Source organism: Kitasatospora sp. NPDC059648, assembly GCF_042734825.1.
Lineage (GTDB): Bacteria > Actinomycetota > Actinomycetes > Streptomycetales > Streptomycetaceae > Kitasatospora.
Genome location: NZ_JBHWDU010000039.1, coordinates 44,027 through 59,380 on the forward strand (window position 1 = coordinate 44,027; position 15,354 = coordinate 59,380).

13 protein-coding genes are annotated in these 15,354 nt (G+C 74.2%); 11 read left to right on the forward strand and 2 right to left on the reverse strand.

Translation table 11 applies throughout. The features are described 5' to 3' along the window. Positions 1–24: 24 nt before the first annotated feature. Together ACFV1W_RS22800 and ACFV1W_RS22805 are read left to right on the forward strand one after the other, a co-directional pair. A complete protein-coding gene (locus ACFV1W_RS22800) occupies positions 25–435 on the forward strand; it encodes a hypothetical protein (protein WP_380419048.1) in 411 nt (136 codons plus the stop codon). A 94-nt stretch (positions 436–529) separates the two neighbouring features. Continuing rightward, the gene (locus ACFV1W_RS22805; RefSeq protein ID WP_380419049.1) at positions 530–688 is read left to right on the forward strand and encodes a hypothetical protein; all 159 of its coding nucleotides are present in this window, start codon (positions 530–532) and stop codon (positions 686–688) included. A 38-nt stretch (positions 689–726) separates the two neighbouring features. On the opposite strand, the gene ACFV1W_RS22810 is transcribed toward ACFV1W_RS22805, so the two are convergent. Then, a complete protein-coding gene (locus ACFV1W_RS22810) occupies positions 727–1,719 on the reverse strand; it encodes a LysR substrate-binding domain-containing protein (protein ID WP_380419050.1) in 993 nt (330 codons plus the stop codon). Positions 1,720–1,855: 136 nt separating this feature from the next. Here ACFV1W_RS22810 and ACFV1W_RS22815 point away from each other — a divergent pair, with 136 nt between their 5' ends. From ACFV1W_RS22815 to ACFV1W_RS22825, 3 genes are all read left to right on the forward strand, one after another. After that, complete coding sequence (locus tag ACFV1W_RS22815; RefSeq protein ID WP_380419051.1) at positions 1,856–2,581, forward strand: SDR family oxidoreductase; 726 nt, start codon at positions 1,856–1,858, stop codon at positions 2,579–2,581. An 83-nt stretch (positions 2,582–2,664) separates the two neighbouring features. After that, complete coding sequence (locus ACFV1W_RS22820; RefSeq protein ID WP_380419052.1) at positions 2,665–3,282, forward strand: ester cyclase; 618 nt, start codon at positions 2,665–2,667, stop codon at positions 3,280–3,282. Between the two features lie 78 nt (positions 3,283–3,360). After that, the gene (locus ACFV1W_RS22825) at positions 3,361–4,329 is read left to right on the forward strand and encodes an NAD-dependent epimerase/dehydratase family protein (protein WP_380419053.1); all 969 of its coding nucleotides are present in this window, start codon (positions 3,361–3,363) and stop codon (positions 4,327–4,329) included. A 44-nt stretch (positions 4,330–4,373) separates the two neighbouring features. On the opposite strand, the gene ACFV1W_RS22830 is transcribed toward ACFV1W_RS22825, so the two are convergent. Continuing rightward, positions 4,374–4,733, reverse strand: a complete 360-nt coding sequence (locus ACFV1W_RS22830) for an ArsR/SmtB family transcription factor (RefSeq protein ID WP_380419054.1) — start codon at positions 4,731–4,733, stop codon at positions 4,374–4,376. Positions 4,734–4,830: 97 nt separating this feature from the next. Between ACFV1W_RS22830 and ACFV1W_RS22835 the strand changes: the two genes are divergently transcribed. From ACFV1W_RS22835 to ACFV1W_RS22860, 6 genes are all read left to right on the forward strand, one after another. Beyond that, positions 4,831–6,852, forward strand: a complete 2,022-nt coding sequence (locus ACFV1W_RS22835) for a heavy metal translocating P-type ATPase (RefSeq protein WP_380419055.1) — start codon at positions 4,831–4,833, stop codon at positions 6,850–6,852. A gap of 197 nt (positions 6,853–7,049) precedes the next feature. After that, the gene (locus ACFV1W_RS22840; protein ID WP_380419056.1) at positions 7,050–7,790 is read left to right on the forward strand and encodes a hypothetical protein; all 741 of its coding nucleotides are present in this window, start codon (positions 7,050–7,052) and stop codon (positions 7,788–7,790) included. 46 nt (positions 7,791–7,836) lie between these two features. Beyond that, positions 7,837–9,999, forward strand: coding sequence for a bifunctional polysaccharide deacetylase/glycosyltransferase family 2 protein (locus tag ACFV1W_RS22845; RefSeq protein ID WP_380419057.1), 2,163 nt, complete (start codon positions 7,837–7,839; stop codon positions 9,997–9,999). Between the two features lie 143 nt (positions 10,000–10,142). Beyond that, positions 10,143–10,577, forward strand: coding sequence for an Hsp20/alpha crystallin family protein (locus ACFV1W_RS22850; RefSeq protein ID WP_380419058.1), 435 nt, complete (start codon positions 10,143–10,145; stop codon positions 10,575–10,577). A 262-nt stretch (positions 10,578–10,839) separates the two neighbouring features. Continuing rightward, positions 10,840–12,696: a molecular chaperone DnaK gene (gene dnaK, locus ACFV1W_RS22855; RefSeq protein ID WP_380419059.1), complete on the forward strand. Its 1,857-nt coding sequence runs from the start codon at positions 10,840–10,842 to the stop codon at positions 12,694–12,696. A 152-nt stretch (positions 12,697–12,848) separates the two neighbouring features. After that, a complete protein-coding gene (locus tag ACFV1W_RS22860) occupies positions 12,849–14,897 on the forward strand; it encodes a SpoIIE family protein phosphatase (protein ID WP_380419060.1) in 2,049 nt (682 codons plus the stop codon). Positions 14,898–15,354 lie beyond the last annotated feature (457 nt).

The window sequence follows — 15,354 nt, forward strand, 5'->3', positions numbered from 1 at the left end:
GACGACCTGAGAGGCGGAGCACGGATGACCCTGGAGGAAGGACGGCGCGTCAGGCTGACGGCGGACCTCGGCATCGGCGAGGCCTTCACCCGCGAGCCCGGGGAGCCCGGAATGCCCGGCGAGCCCATCGCGCCCGGGACCGTCGTCGGGTTCCTCTCCCTGGGAGCCGGGGCCGAGGGCACCGTCGAGCGGGTGGACGGCGAGCTCCCGGAGAGCGAGGAGGTCCGCGAGTACCAGCGGCTCAAGGCGCTCTTCGACGACTACGGGCACACCATGCCGGAGGCCAGCCGGGAGCGCCTGAAGGCGCAGCTCGCCGCGCTGGAACCGGAGTGGGCCGCGCACCGGGCACGTGGGAGCCGGGTGACGGTCCGGGTCCGCCTGGACAACGGTTTCGTCCTCGACGGTGTACACCAGGACGTCCTTGCGCCACTGTGAGAGGACGTCAGCGTGCCCTGCGAGCACGGGAGGCAGCACGATGCCCGAATGGACGGGAGGCAAACCGGTGCCCGATTGGAGCGGAGGCAAGCCGATGCCCGATGTGACAGGTGGGAGCGCGGACCGCGACGCGGCGGCTCCCGACGAGACGACCCCCGCGGAGACGACTCCCGCCGCGGCGGACACCGCGGCGCCCGAGGCTCCGGCCGCCGCCGGGCAGGAAGAGGGAGCCGGAAGCGCGCCGAACGACTGAGGCGCAGCGCGTGACCCGCAGCGACCGGGCCCCGGCCGTCAGCGGCGGCAGGCCGGCTCCTCGACGGTGACCGGCTCCGCGGCGGTGACCGGCTCCGCGGCGGCGCCCCGCTCCCCGGCCGCGCCCGGGCCGATCCGGGCGCGCTGGGCCAGGAGTTCGGCGAAGGCCACGGTGAGCGGGTCGGGCCGGGTGCGGGTGTACGCGGTGAGGGTGCGGCGGATCGGTGGGTCGGGGCGGAGCAGGAGCCCGTCGAAGTGCGGCGGGACGATGTCGGCCGGCACCAGGGCCGGGCCGAGACCGGCCGCGGCGAGCAGCGGTGCGGCGGAGGTCTGTTCGGCGCGTACCGCCGCCCGTGGGTGGAAACCGGCCCGGGCGCAGGCCTGGTCGAGCAGGTCGGCGAGGCCGTTGTCGGGGGCGTAGTGGACCCAGTCGCGATCGGCGAGGGCGCCGAGCGCGACGGTTCCGGCGGCACGGCCCTCACCCGGACCGCTGCGGGCCAACGGGTCGTCGGCCGGCAGGACGACCGTGAACTCCTCGACGCCGAGTTCCCGGATCGGCCCTTCCCAGCCCTCCGGCGCGGGGCCGATGGCGAGGTCGGCCCGGCCCGCGGCCATGGCTTCCTGGAGCCGGTCGGCGTGCGCGTACTCGCGCAGCCGGATCCGCACGCCGGGGTGCCGGCGGTGCCAGGCCCGTAGCACCGGCGGCAGGATGCCGAGGCTGATCGAGTAGACGGCGGCGACCTCCAACTCCCCCTCCTCCAGCCCGGTGGCCCGCCGGGCCACCGCCTGCAGCCGGTCGGCCTCGGCCAGTGCGGCACGGGCGTGCGGCAGCACCGCCCGGCCGGTCGGGGTGAGCCGCACCGAGCGCGGCAGGCGTTCCAGCAACGGGCCGCCGAGTGCCGTCTCCAGGGCCCGGACCTGGTGGGACAGCGCGGGCTGGGTGACGTGCAGCTGCTCGGCGGCGCGGGTGAACGAGCCGGTGTCGACCACGGCGGCCAGGTATTCGAGCTGTCGGAGCGTCGGGGTTGCCATGAAGGCATTTTATGGCAGCGGTAGAGAAGATGCCTTGGACTCATCATCCCAGGTCGGGAGAGGGTCGTGGTGCGGCCGCCGCAGGGAACAGCGGGCGGCCGGATCCCCGATGACCCGAACTCGAAGGAGTACTCCCATGTCCGACGGCACACCTCTGCAGGGACAGCGACTGGTCGTGGTGGGCGCCGGTTCGCGCACCGGACGCGCCCTGGCCAGGGCCGCATCGGCGGCCGGCGCCGCGGTGGTGCTGGCCGGTCCCGATCCGCGCAAGCTGGAGTGGACGGCCGGCGAGCTGACCGGGCCGTCCGAGGTGATCGCGCTCGACCTCGCCGACGAGCCCTCGATCGCCGGATTCGCCCGGCGGGGCGGCCGGTTCGACCACCTGGTCTCGACCGCCGCGATGCCCGCCAACGGCCCACTGAAGGAGCTCGAACTCGCCGACGTGCAGCGGGCGTTCGCGGCCAAGGTGATCGGCCCGATGCTGTTGGCGAAGCACCTGGCCGGGCAGGTGTCCGAGCGCGGCTCGTTCACCTTCTTCTCCGGGGTCGCCGCCTGGCGCCCGGCGCCCGCGCGCACGGTGATGGCCACCACCAACGGTGCGCTGGCCTTCCTGGTCCAGGCGCTGGCGGTGGAGATCGCCCCGGTGCGGGTCAACGCGGTCTCCCCCGGCATCGTCGACACCGGCTCCTGGGACGGCCTGGGCGCCGACAAGGAGGCGTTCCTGCGCGGGGTGGCCGAGCGCAACCCGGCCCGCCGCGTCGGCAGCCCGGAGGACCTGGTCAAGGCTGTGCTCTACGCCATCGACAACCCCTACGTCACCGGCACCGTGCTGCACGTCGACGGCGGCGGCCGGCTCGCCTGACCGGGCCGTTCGCCCGCCCTCCGATCCGTACGCCCGCCCGCCCGTCCGTCCATGTGCCCATCCGATCCGAGGAGCGATTCCCCATGCCCTGGCGCACCTTGACCCGTACCGCCGCCGTCGCCGCGACCGTGGCGGTCCTGGCGGCCGGCACCGCCGCCGCTGCCCCCGTCCCCGCTCACCACGACGGCGACCCCAAGCCCCCGTCTCACTCCTGGCCGCAGCGCCTGCTCGACCGCTCTCCCGACCTGGTCCAGCCGAAGGCGCTCACCGTCGACCGCTCCGTCGGCGCCCGGCGCGCGGCCCAGGAGGTCCGCCTGGCGCAGCAGTTGTACACCTTCTGGAACACCGGGCAGCAGCGCTACCTGGACGCGGCGATCAGCCCGCAGTTCCGGGACGACACCCTGCCTCCCGGCCGCCCCCAGGGCCCCGCCGGCCCGCTGACCGCATCGAGGACCTTCCGCGCCGCCGTACCGGACCTGACCTGCGAGCTGTCCGACCTGCTGGTCACCGGGGACAAGATCACCGCCCGGCTGGTCTTCCGCGGCCACTTCACCGGCAACTTCAACGGCACCCGGGGCAAGGGCCAGAGCGTCGAGTTCAACGCCATCGACATCCAGCACGTCGGCACCGACCGCATCGTCGAGGACTGGCACATCGAGGACAACGAGACGCTGCTGACCCAGCTGGGCGTCCGCGGCTGACGCCGGGAACGTGCCGGGCCGGGCCGGTGCACCACCGATCCCCTGGCCCGGCCCGCTCCGAACTGCCACCATGGCCCGATGCGCATTCTGATCATGGGCGGCACCAGGTTCGTCGGTTACCACTTCGCCCGGGCGGCCCTCGCCGCCGGGCACGACGTCACGGTGCTGCACCGGGGCAGGTCCGGTGCCCACCTGCTCCCGGACGCCACCCACCTCATCGCCGACCGCGACGCCGACCTGTCCGTCCTGCGCGGCCACGCCTGGGACGCCACCGTGGACGTCAGCGCCTACTTCCCGCGCCAGATCCGCCAGTTGGCCGCCGCACTCGACCCCGGCGCCGCCGGACGCTACCTCCTGGTGTCCTCCATGGCCGTCTACGACACTCCGGCCGCCCCTGGCTTCACCGAACACTCCCCCCTGCTCCCCGCCGACGGCCCGGAGGCCGAGGCGATCACCGCCGCCAGCTACGGCGTCCTCAAGGCGCAGTGCGAGCGGGAGGCCCGGGAGTCCTTCGGCCCGGACGTACTGCTGGTGCGTCCGACCTACGTGATCGGCCCCGAGGACTACACCCACCGCTTCGACCACTGGGTGCAGCGGCTCGCCCGGGGCGGCGAGGTGCTGGCCCCGGGCCGGCCCGACACCCCGATCCAGGTCGTCGACGCCCGCGACCTCGCTGACTGGATGCTCGGCCTGCTCACCCAGGGCGCCTCCGGCGCCTTCCACGCCGCGACGCCCCCGCCCTTCGTCATGGGCGACCTGCTCGGCGCGGTCGCCGCGGCGGTCGCCCCGCCCGGCACCACGCTCACCTGGGTGGACGACGACTTCCTCCGGGAGGCCGGCGTCCAGGACCAGGCGCTGCCGCTGTGGAGCACCGACCCGCGGATCCGGGCCACCGGCACCGCCGACCCGTCCGCGGCCCTCGCCACCGGCCTCAAGCTCCGCCCGGTGGCCGACTCCGCCCGCGACATCCTGCCGTTCGACCCGCTGCCGCAGGCCCTGACCCCGGAGCGGGAGGCCGAACTCCTCACCGCCTGGCACCGGCGCTGAGCCCCCGACTGCCCCTCGGGTCCACCCGGGGGCGGTCGACACGGTCAGTCGAGCGCGCTGTCCGTCAGCCCGAGGCGCAGGTGCTCGATGTGGTAGACGGCCTGGTCGAGCAGGGCGGCGACGTGGTTGTCGTAGAGCGCGTAGACGACCGAGCGGCCCTGCCGCTGACCGACCACCAGGCCGAGGTTGCGCAGCAGGCGCAACTGGTGGGAGCAGGCGGACTGCTCCAGCCCGACCTCGGCGGCGAGTTCGGTGGCGGCGCAGGGGCCCTCGCGCAGCCGGGAGAGGATCAGCAGCCGCGAGGGGGTGGCCAGGGCCTGGAGGGTGGTGGCCACCCGGGCGGCGCTGGCTTCGTCCAGGCGGGTGTGCGGGACGGCGGTTGCGGGGGCGGCTCCATGACCCATGCGGGCAATAGTACAACTCATACATGAAGAAGGGTTCATATGTTCATGTATCGTGGACGAGTCACCGGCCCGCCCTGCCCCGAAGGGTCCCGTCCGCATGCCCACCACCCTGCCCGCCACCCTGATCGAGCGCCCCGCGCCCTCCGCCGCGCCTCGCCCCGACACCGCCCCGCGCCGCCGCACCCGGGTGTTCGCCCTGCCCGAGGCCCGCTGGGCCGCCGCCGCGACGGTGCTGTTCCTGATCGCGCTCCCGCTCCAGCTCACCGGCGCCCCCGCCTGGGCCTGGGGCCCGCTGTACGCCCTCGCGTACGCCACCGGCGGCTGGGAGCCCGCCTGGGCCGGCCTCCGGGCACTGCGCGCGAGGACCCTCGACGTCGACCTGCTGATGGTCGTCGCCGCCCTGGGCGCCGCCGCCGTCGGCCAGGTCGTGGACGGCGCGCTGCTGATCGTCATCTTCGCCACCTCCGGCGCCCTGGAGGCCCTGGCCACCGCCCGTACCGCCGACTCGGTGCGCGGACTGCTCGACCTCGCCCCGGCCGGCGCCACCCGGCTGCTGGACGACGGCCGCGAGGAGAGCGTGCCGACCGAGCGGCTGGCTGTCGGCGACACGGTCCTGGTGCGGCCCGGCGAGCGGATCGGCGCCGACGGGCGGGTGCTGGACGGCGCGAGCGAGGTCGATCAGGCCACCATCACCGGCGAGCCGCTGCCCGTGGCCAAGGAGCCGGGCGACGAGGTGTTCGCCGGCACCCTGAACGGCACCGGCGCGCTCCGGGTGAAGGTCGAGCGCGACGCCTCCGACTCGGTGATCGCCCGGATCGTCGCCATGGTCGAGGAGGCCTCCGGGACCAAGGCGCCGACCCAGCTGTTCATCGAGAAGGTCGAGCAGCGCTACTCGATCGGCATGGTGATCGCCACCCTCGCGGTCTTCGCGGTGCCGCTCGCCTTCGGCGCGGCCTTCACCGGTTCGCTGCTGCGGGCGATGACCTTCATGATCGTCGCCTCCCCGTGCGCCGTCGTGCTGGCCACCATGCCGCCGCTGCTGTCCGCGATCGCCAACGCCGGACGCCACGGCGTACTGGTGAAGTCCGCCGTGGTCATGGAACGGATCGGCCAGGTCGACGGCGTCGCCCTCGACAAGACCGGCACCCTGACCGAGGGCACGCCCCGGGTCACCGACCTGCGCCCGCTCACCGGCTCCGGCCTGACCGAGGACGAGCTGCTCGCCCTGGCCGCGGCCGCCGAGCACCCCAGCGAGCACCCGCTCGCCCGGGCGATCGTGGACGCGGCCCGCAGCCGCGGTCTGGCCCTCGCCACGGCCGGGGACTTCTCCTCCGCCCCCGGCATCGGCGTCACCGCCACCGTCGCCGGCCGCGCCGTCGCGGTCGGTGCCCCGGCCCGGCTGCAGGGGGGCACCTCCCGACCGGAGGCCGAGGGGGACGCCGGGGACGCCGTCTCCGCCCGCGCCGCCGCGATCGCCGCAGAGCTGGAGAGCGGCGGCCGCACCGCCGTCCTCGTCGAGGCCGACGGCGTCCCGGTCGGCGTGCTCGGCATCGCCGACCGCCTGCGCCCGGACGCCGCCGCCACCGTCACCGCGCTCGCCTCCCTCACGGGCACGGCGCCGATGCTGCTCACCGGCGACAACCCGCGCGCCGCCGCCCGACTGGCCGCCGAGGTCGGCATCACCGACGTCCGCGCCGGGCTGCTCCCCCAGGACAAGGTCACCGCCGTCCAGGAGCAGGAGCGGGCCGGACGCAAGGTCCTGGTCGTCGGCGACGGCGTCAACGACGCGCCCGCCCTGGCCGCCGCCCACACCGGCATCGCGATGGGCCGGGCCGGCTCCGACCTCGCGCTGGAGACCGCCGACGCCGTCATCGTGCGCGACGAACTCGCCACCGTCCCCGCCGTGGTGGCGCTCTCCCGCCGGGCCCGCTCCTTCGTGACGCAGAACCTGGTGATCGCCTCGGTGTTCATCTCCGTGCTGGTGGTCTGGGACCTGGTCGCCACCCTCCCGCTCCCGCTGGGCGTCCTCGGCCACGAGGGCTCGACCGTCATCGTCGGCCTCAACGGCCTGCGACTGCTGCGCGAGGCAGCCTGGACCAGGGCCCGCGCCGAGGGCTGAGCCGTCGCCGCCGGAAGGCCGCCGCTCCCGGACAGGGACAGGGGGCGGCGGCCTTCCGCCGCATCTGTGGGGAAGGGGTGTGACAAACCGCCGGGTGTCGGCGCTGAACAGTCACGACCGGGGCACCGCCCGATCCGCCGGGGATCGGTGCATGCCCTCGTGGCAGCACGCGAACCGACAACACCTGGACCGACACCGTGACCGTCAAGCCGTACGACCCGTGGCCCGTCGCCGGGCAGCCGCCCCGCCCCTGGGAGGACCCGGGGCACCTCCCCGGCCCCCCGGACGGCGAAGCGGCCGCCGGTGCCACGGCCGAACACTTCGCCGTTCCCGCCTACGCCGCCGAGCACTTCGCCGCTCCGGTCCCCCTCGCCGAGTGCCTCCCCGAGCCCGACGGAACGGATCCCCCCACGGCCGAACTGCCCCCGATCGTCCCGGCCGTGGACCCGCTGACGGATTCCGCGCCCCCGGCGGTGTTCGTCGACGCCTCCGGCCGCCGACAGCGCCGGATCCGCCGGCTCGGAGCGGTCCTGGCGGTTCCGGCGGGCGGGTACCTGGCCCTGCTGGCCAGCGCACTGCTCGGCGGCCCCACCGTGAACGCGCCGTTCCTGCCCCTGCCCCAGCCGCCCGCGCCCAGCGCACCCGCCCCGGAGGCCACGCCGTCCGAGGCGCCGTCCGCCGCCCCGCCCGACGCGGATCCGACGGAAGCACCCGCCCACCGGGGCAGCGCCGCCGCGGTCGGCCTCCAGCACCCGTCGACCGCCGGCACCGCGGCACCGGCCGGGTCCACCCCCGCCGCGCAGGCGCCCTCGTCCACCACCGCGCCCGCCCCGACCAGCGGTCCCACAGCCTCTCCGGGCACCAGACCGACCGGTGCGGCCACCCCCGGGCACGGGCGCCCGACCACCGCACCGGGCAGAGGACCCGGCAAACCCTGACCCCTTCCGCCCCCTCGAACCGTCCCCACCCCAGAAAGCAGCACCCATGAGCGCCGCCCGCCGCCGAAGAGCCCCAGCCCCGGACCGCACCCGCCGAGGCCGGCGCGGCGTCGTCCGCCAGGGCCCGCTCCGCACCCACTGGCTCCTGCTGACCGCCCTGCTGCTCACGCTCATCGGCGCCCTGGTGCTCCAGGGCTACGCCCAGCACAGCTTCGACGACCGGCCCGACCAGGCGGCCGCCCCCGCTGCCGCGGACGCCGTACCGGCGGCGATCCGCGACGGCGGCCCGGTCATCGACGCCGCCGCCCCGCAGCCGCGCAGCGCCGCCCCCAGGCCCGGCACCATCGCGCTGACCTTCGATGACGGCCCCGACCCGACCTGGACCCCGAAGATCCTGGACGCACTGCGGCGGGCCGGGGTGCACGCGACCTTCTTCGTGGTCGGCACCCAGGCCGCCGCCCACCCGGACCTGATCCGCCGGATCGTCGCCGAGGGCCATCAGGTCGGCATCCACACCTTCACCCACACCGACCTCGGCGCGGCCCCCTCCTGGCGCCGCACGCTGGAGCTGCGCGAGGCCCAGCTGACCGTGGCCGGGGCGGCCGGAGTCACCAGCTCGCTGCTGCGCCCGCCGTACTCCTCGACACCCGAGGCCGTGGACGACCCCGGCTGGTCCGCCATCCGCCAGGCCGGCCGCGAGGGCTACCTGACCGTGCTCACCACCCAGGACAGCGAGGACTGGCGACGCCCCGGCGTGCCCGCGATCGTCAGGGCCGCGACGGCCGGCACCGGCGACCAGGGCCAGGTCCTCCTGATGCACGACGCCGGCGGCGACCGCTCGCAGACCGTCGCCGCCCTCGACGGCGTGCTGAGCACGCTCAAGGCCCGCGGCTTCCGCTTCACCACGCTGAGCGACGCCGTCGGCCTGCCCGACCCGGTCCGCCCGGCCGGAACCGGCGACCACTGGCTCGGCCTGGCCCTGATCTGGCTGCTCACCGGCGGCAACTGGGGGCTCACCGCGCTGGGCTGGCTACTCTGGGCAGCGGGCGCGGTCAGCGTGCTGCGCGCGGTCGTCGTCCTGTACGCCGCCCGCCGGCACAAGCGGATGCGCCGCGGCGGCTGGGGTGCCCCGGTCACCGAGCCGGTCAGCGTGATCGTCCCGGCCTACAACGAGGTCGCCGGCATCGAGCCCGCCGTCCGTTCGCTCCTGGCCTCGGACCACCCGGTCGAGGTGATCGTGGTCGACGACGGTTCCACGGACGGCACCGCCGACCTGGTGGAGTCGCTCGAGCTGCCGTACGTCCGGGTGATCCGGCAGGAGAACGCCGGCAAGCCGGCCGCCCTCAACACCGGCATCGCCGCGGCCCGCGCCGAACTGCTGGTGATGGTCGACGGCGACACGGTCTTCGAGCCCGACGCCGTGCGGATGCTGGTGCAGCCCTTCGCCGACCCCGCCGTGGGCGCCGTCTCCGGCAACGCCAAGGTGGTCAACCGCGGTGGCCTGCTGGGCCGTTGGCAGCACATCGAGTACGTGGTCGGCTTCAACCTGGACCGGCGGCTGTTCGACCTCGCCGAGTGCATGCCCACGGTACCCGGCGCGGTCGGCGCCTTCCGCCGCTCCGCACTGCTGGCCGTCGGCGGCGTGGGCGAGGAGACCCTCGCCGAGGACACCGACCTCACCATGGCCATGTGCCGGGCCGGCTGGCGGGTGGTGTACGAGGAGCGGGCCAAGGCCTGGACGGAGGCCCCCGCCTCGCTGGGCGCCCTGTGGCGGCAGCGCTACCGGTGGTGCTACGGCACTCTCCAGGCGATGTGGAAGCACCGCGGTGCCCTCGTCCAGGGCGGGCAGGCCGGCAAGCTGGGCCGGCGCGGGCTGCTCTACCTGCTGATGTTCCAGGTACTGCTGCCCCTGCTCGCCCCGGTCGTGGACGTCTTCGCGCTCTACGGACTGGCCTTCCTGGACCCGGTCCGGATCGTCGGCCTGTGGACGGCCTTCCTGCTGGTGCAGATGCTGATGGGCGCGTACGCGTTCCGGCTGGACAAGGAGAAGCTCGGCCCGCTGTGGAGCCTGCCGCTCCAGCAGTTCGTCTACCGACAGCTGATGTACCTGGTGGTGATCCAGTCCGTCTTCACCGCGCTCGCCGGCTCCCGGCTCCGTTGGCAGCGCATGCAGCGCTACGGCACGCTCCGGGTACCGGCGGGCGGCTGAGCGAACGGCGGGGTGCTGGCGCAACGGCGAGGCGGCATGTCATTTCTTCGGCGACGGAAGTGTTTGTCATCGAATGGATGACGTGTTAGAACGGAGGCAGGTGAAGCGCACTGGCACCCATCGATCAGTGGAGGTGTTTCGCGATGCTGATGCGCACCGATCCGTTCCGCGAGCTGGACCGTCTGACCCAGCAGTTCCTCGGAGGCACCGGCACCTGGTCGCGTCCGGCCCCGATGCCGCTGGACGCCTACCGCACCGGTGACGAGTTCGTGATCTCCTTCGACCTGCCCGGGGTCGACCCGGAGGCGATCGACATCGACGTCGAACGGAACATGCTGACCGTCAAGGCCGAGCGCCGCCCGCGCCACGAGGGCGAGGGCGTGAAGTGGGAGCTGTCCGAGCGCCCGCTCGGGGTCTTCTCCCGGCAGGTCATGCTCTCCGACACCCTGGACCCGGAGGGGATCAGCGCCGACTACGAGGCGGGCGTGCTGACCCTGAAGATCCCGGTCGCCGAGAAGGCCAAGCCCCGCAAGATCGCCATCAGTCACAGCGGCGGTCGCAAGGAGATCCAGGCCTGACCGTCCTCACGGACTGCGGGCCCCGGCGGTTCCCGCCCGGGCCCGCAGTCATGCCGACCCGTGCGGCGCACGGCGCGTTCTTCGCCCGGGCGCCGGATGGCCGCCTTCGAGAGCGCGCGGGGCCGGGCGGGAAACGCCGGGTCCGGGAACCGGCCCCGGCACGACCTCCAGCTTCCGCCGCACTTGACATGGGGAGGCTCAGGTTTTATGCCTCGATACATGGCATGCATCTCCGGAAGGAACGTCCGGAAGGAGGACGGAGATGGCACGCGCAGTCGGTATCGACCTGGGGACGACGAACTCGGTGGTGTCCGTGCTGGAGGCCGGCGAGCCCACGGTGGTCCCCAACTCCGAGGGGGCGCGCACCACGCCGTCGGTGGTGGCGTTCGGCAAGGACAGCGAGGTGCTGGTCGGGGAGATCGCCAAGCGCCAGGCGGTCACCAACGTGGACCGCACCGCCCGTTCGGTGAAGCGGCACATGGGTGAGGCCTCGTGGCGCTTCCCGGAGAACGGGGACGTGGACGGCAGGAGCTACACCGCGCAGGAGATCTCCGCGCGGGTCCTGCAGAAGCTGAAGCGCGACGCCGAGGCGTACCTCGGTGAGGACGTCACGGACGCCGTGATCACCGTGCCCGCGTACTTCAACGACGCGCAGCGCACGGCGACGAAGGAGGCCGGTGAGATCGCCGGGCTCAAGGTGCTGCGGATCGTGAACGAGCCGACCGCGGCGGCGCTGGCGTACGGGCTGGACAAGGAGAGCGACCAGACGGTGCTGGTCTTCGACCTCGGCGGCGGCACCTTCGACGTCTCGCTGCTGGACATCGGCGAGGGCGTGGTCGAGGTGAAGGCCACGTCCGGCGACACCCGCCTCGGCGGCGACGACTGGGACCAGCGGATCGTCGACCACCTGGTCAAGCAGTTCAGGAACAACTACGGCATCGACCTGTCGAAGGACAGGATGGCCGCCCAGCGGCTCCGGGAGGCGGCGGAGAAGGCGAAGATCGAACTGTCCGCGGCGAGCGAGACGACGATCAACCTGCCCTACGTCACCGCCTCGCCCGAGGGCGCGCTGCACCTGGAGGAGAAGCTCACCCGTGCCCAGTTCCAGCAGCTCACCGCCGACCTGCTGGAGCGCTGCAAGGAGCCGTTCCGGCAGGCGGTCGAGGACGCGGGGATCAAGGTCTCCGACATCGACCACGTGATCCTGGTCGGCGGCTCCACCCGGATGCCCGCCGTCACCGACCTCGTGAAGGAGCTGACCGGCAAGGATCCGCACAAGGGCGTCAACCCGGACGAGGTCGTCGCCGTGGGCGCGGCCCTGCAGGCCGGGGTGCTCCGCGGCGAGGTCAAGGACGTCCTGCTGCTGGACGTCACCCCGCTCTCGCTCGGTATCGAGACCAAGGGCGGCATCATGACCAGGCTCATCGAGCGGAACTCCACCATCCCCACGCGCCGGTCCGAGATCTTCACCACGGCGGAGGACAACCAGCCCGCGGTCACCGTGCAGGTCTTCCAGGGCGAGCGCGAGATCGCCGCGTACAACAAGAAGCTCGGCATGTTCGAGCTGCCGGTCGCCCCGGCCCCGCGCGGCCTGCCGCAGATCGAGGTCGCCTTCGACATCGACGCCAACGGCATCATGCACGTCACCGCGAAGGACCTCGCCACCGGCAAGGAACAGAAGATGACCGTCACCGGCGGCTCGTCCCTGTCGGAGCAGGACATCGACCGCATGGTCCGCGAGGCCGAGCAGCACGCCGAGGAGGACCGCCGGCGCAAGGAGGCCGCGGAGACGCGCAACCAGGCCGAACAGCTCGCCTACTCGACCGAGAAGATCCTCACCGACAACCAGGAGAGGATCCCCGCGGACGTGCGGGGCGACGTCCAGCACGCGATCGCGCAGCTGCGCGACGAGCTCAAGGGCGAGGACACCACGGCGATTCGCACGGCCGCCGACCACCTCGCCCAGGTCAGCCAGCGACTCGGCCAGTCCCTCTACGCGCAGCAGCCCGGCGCACAGGCGGCGTCCGGCCCTGCCGGCCCGCGGACGCCGCAGGAGGAGGACGAGGTGGTCGACGCCGAGATCGTCGACGACGACCAGAGCGGCCGCAGCGCCGCCTGAACGCAGCCGGCGGGCGCGTCCGATCGGCCGGGCCCGCCGACGGCAGGCAGCGCCGGGACACACCGGCATCACCTGCCGGACTCCGGCGAACGGCGGACCATGGAGGAAGCCGGACCGTTCACGCCCGCAGGCAGCCGAGGGAGGTGGTGTCGATGGCGCGCCGACTCGGCCCGGTGGACGCTGCGATGGCGGCAGGCGGGCTGCTGGACGTCCTGGGCGTGGCGGCCGTCGTCCTCGACGAGCGCGGCCACGTCGCCCTGTGGAGCCCGTCCGCCCAGGAACTGTTCGGCTACTCCTGCGAGGAGGCCCTCGGACGCGAGGCCTCACAACTGCTCGTGGAGCACGGACGCCGCGAACAGGTGCAGGAGGCGTTCGCCCGGGTGATGGCCGGCGAGGGCACCTGGGCCGGCGCGTTCCCCGTCCGGCACAAGGACGGCCACATCATGCTGGTGGAGTTCCGCAACACCCGACTGCAAGCCGCCTCCGGCGCCTGGTTCGCCCTGGGCATCGCGTCCCCACGCGAGACCCTGCGGCGTCTGGAACGCGACCTGGCCCTGGCCGCGCGGATCGTCGACCAGGCCCCCATCGGCCTCGCGGTCCTCGACCAGGACCTGCACTTCGTGCTGGTGAACCGCGCACTGGAGAGGATCAACGGCGTGCCGGCCGCCGACCACCTCGGCCACACCCCGCACGAGGTCCTGCCGCACCTGGACGTCGCGGCGATCGAGGACCGGATGCGCCAGGTCCTGGCCACCGGGCAGCCGGTGCTGGAGGAGGTCACCGTCGGGCGCACGCCGCACGACGACCGCATCCACGCGTGGACCTCTTCCTTCTACCGCCTGGAGGACCAGACCCACCGGGTGATCGGGCTGGCGATCTCGGTCATCGACGTCACCGAGCCCTACGAGCAGTCCCTCGCCGCCGCCCGCGCCAGGCGTCGCCTGTCCCTGATCGCCGATGCCTCCATCCGGGTCGGCACCACCCTCGACCTCGCCACCACCGCCCGCGAACTCGCCGAGGTGACCGTGCCCGAGGTCGCCGACATCGCCGCCGTCGACCTGCTGGACGCCGCCCTGCCGGGCGCGACGACCCGCGCGGACGACGGCCCCGCCCAGTTCCGCGCAATGGCGATCAAGGCCGCGCACCCCACCGCGGCCACCGACGCCGCCGACCCGATCGGCGAGGTCACCCGCTACCACTCCCAGCGGCTGGTGACCCAGGCTGCCGTCGGCGGCCGCCCCGTGTTCGTCCCCCACGTGACGGCGGCCGACCTGCCACGCATCGCCCGCGACGAGGACGCCGCCCGCCTCCTGGCCGAAGCCGGCCTCCACTCCTACCTCGCCGTCCCCCTCATCGCCCGCGGCCGGGTCCTCGGCGCCCTCGACCTCAAACGCACCCGCAACCTCTCCCCCTTCGACCAGGACGACGTCCTGCTCGCCACCGAACTCGCCGCCCGCGCCGCCGTCGCCATCGACAACGCCCGCTGGTACCAGCACCAGCGCCAGGCCACCCTCGCCCTCCAGCGCCACCTGCTGCCGCCCCAGCACGCCCCCCACCCACCGGGCCTGGCCATCGCCCACCGCTACCAGCCGGCCAGCGCCACCGACGACACCGGCGGCGACTGGTTCGACGCCATCCCCGTCGAGGGCGACCGCACCCTGCTCGTCGTCGGAGACGTCATGGGCTCCGGCATCAACGCCGCCGCCACCATGGGACAACTGCGCACCACCACCCGCGCCCTGGCCCGGCTGACCACCGACCCCGCGGACCTCCTCACCCACCTCGACGCGACCGCGCGCGACCTCGGCGACACCATGGCCACCTGCCTCATCACCCTCTACGACCCCGCCACCGGCAACTGCCGGCTCGCCTGCGCCGGCCACCTGCCGCCCGTCCTGGCCCGCCCCGGCCACACCCCCCACCCCGTCCACCTCGACCCCGGCCCGCCACTCGGCGTCGGCCACCTGCCGTTCCCCACCCGCGACCTCACCCTGCGCACCGGCGACGACCTCGTCCTCTACACCGACGGCCTCGTCGAGGTCCGCGACCAGGACATCGACCAACGCCTGCAAACCCTCACCGACCTCCTCGCGGGCCCCCGCCGCCCCCTGGAGGACACCTGCGACCTCCTCCTCACCGCCCTGCGCCGCCCCGACAACCAGGACGACGTCGCCCTCCTCATCGCCCGGGCTCTCCCGTGACGGCCGCCGCCCGCCCGCCGGCGCAGGAGACGTGGACGCCGCTGCCGACGGGGCCCGCGGGCCGGCGGCAGGGGCCCGAGGCGTGGTGAGCCGGCCGGGTCCGCTCCGCAGCCGGTGTCGTTCGGCACCTCAGGGGCGTCGGGGGCGTCGGGGACGTCGGGGACGTCGGGGGTGTTCGCACCGGGGGCGTCCGCGTCGGTGAGGACGACGATCCCGGGAAGTGCCCGTGGTCGTCGGGGTGTGCTGAAAGGCCCTCGATCCCCGGCTGGCCCGAGGCCGTTCGCGAATCGAGCGGCCGTTGGTGTCGGCCGTACTCAGCCCGCTGGGCGTGGGCCCGCGCACCGCGCGGCCCCCCCCCCCCGGGTGGAGCCCGGGGTGCCCGGGACCCCGCAAGCGCAGGCCCCCCCCCGCCCCGCGGGGGGGGGCGGTGTGGTGGCCCCCGGGGCCCAGGTGGTTG

Bases quoted from the DNA above. Each gene is read 5' to 3' on its own strand.
- ACFV1W_RS22800 (WP_380419048.1), top strand. From the start codon at position 25: ATGACCCTGGAGGAAGGACGGCGCGTCAGGCTGACGGCGGACCTCGGC.
- ACFV1W_RS22805 (WP_380419049.1), top strand. From the start codon at position 530: ATGCCCGATGTGACAGGTGGGAGCGCGGACCGCGACGCGGCGGCTCCC.
- ACFV1W_RS22810 (WP_380419050.1), bottom strand. From the start codon at position 1,719: ATGGCAACCCCGACGCTCCGACAGCTCGAATACCTGGCCGCCGTGGTC.
- ACFV1W_RS22815 (WP_380419051.1), top strand. From the start codon at position 1,856: ATGTCCGACGGCACACCTCTGCAGGGACAGCGACTGGTCGTGGTGGGC.
- ACFV1W_RS22820 (WP_380419052.1), top strand. From the start codon at position 2,665: ATGCCCTGGCGCACCTTGACCCGTACCGCCGCCGTCGCCGCGACCGTG.
- ACFV1W_RS22825 (WP_380419053.1), top strand. From the start codon at position 3,361: ATGCGCATTCTGATCATGGGCGGCACCAGGTTCGTCGGTTACCACTTC.
- ACFV1W_RS22830 (WP_380419054.1), bottom strand. From the start codon at position 4,733: ATGGGTCATGGAGCCGCCCCCGCAACCGCCGTCCCGCACACCCGCCTG.
- ACFV1W_RS22835 (WP_380419055.1), top strand. From the start codon at position 4,831: ATGCCCACCACCCTGCCCGCCACCCTGATCGAGCGCCCCGCGCCCTCC.
- ACFV1W_RS22845 (WP_380419057.1), top strand. From the start codon at position 7,837: ATGAGCGCCGCCCGCCGCCGAAGAGCCCCAGCCCCGGACCGCACCCGC.
- ACFV1W_RS22850 (WP_380419058.1), top strand. From the start codon at position 10,143: ATGCTGATGCGCACCGATCCGTTCCGCGAGCTGGACCGTCTGACCCAG.
- dnaK (WP_380419059.1), top strand. From the start codon at position 10,840: ATGGCACGCGCAGTCGGTATCGACCTGGGGACGACGAACTCGGTGGTG.
- ACFV1W_RS22860 (WP_380419060.1), top strand. From the start codon at position 12,849: ATGGCGCGCCGACTCGGCCCGGTGGACGCTGCGATGGCGGCAGGCGGG.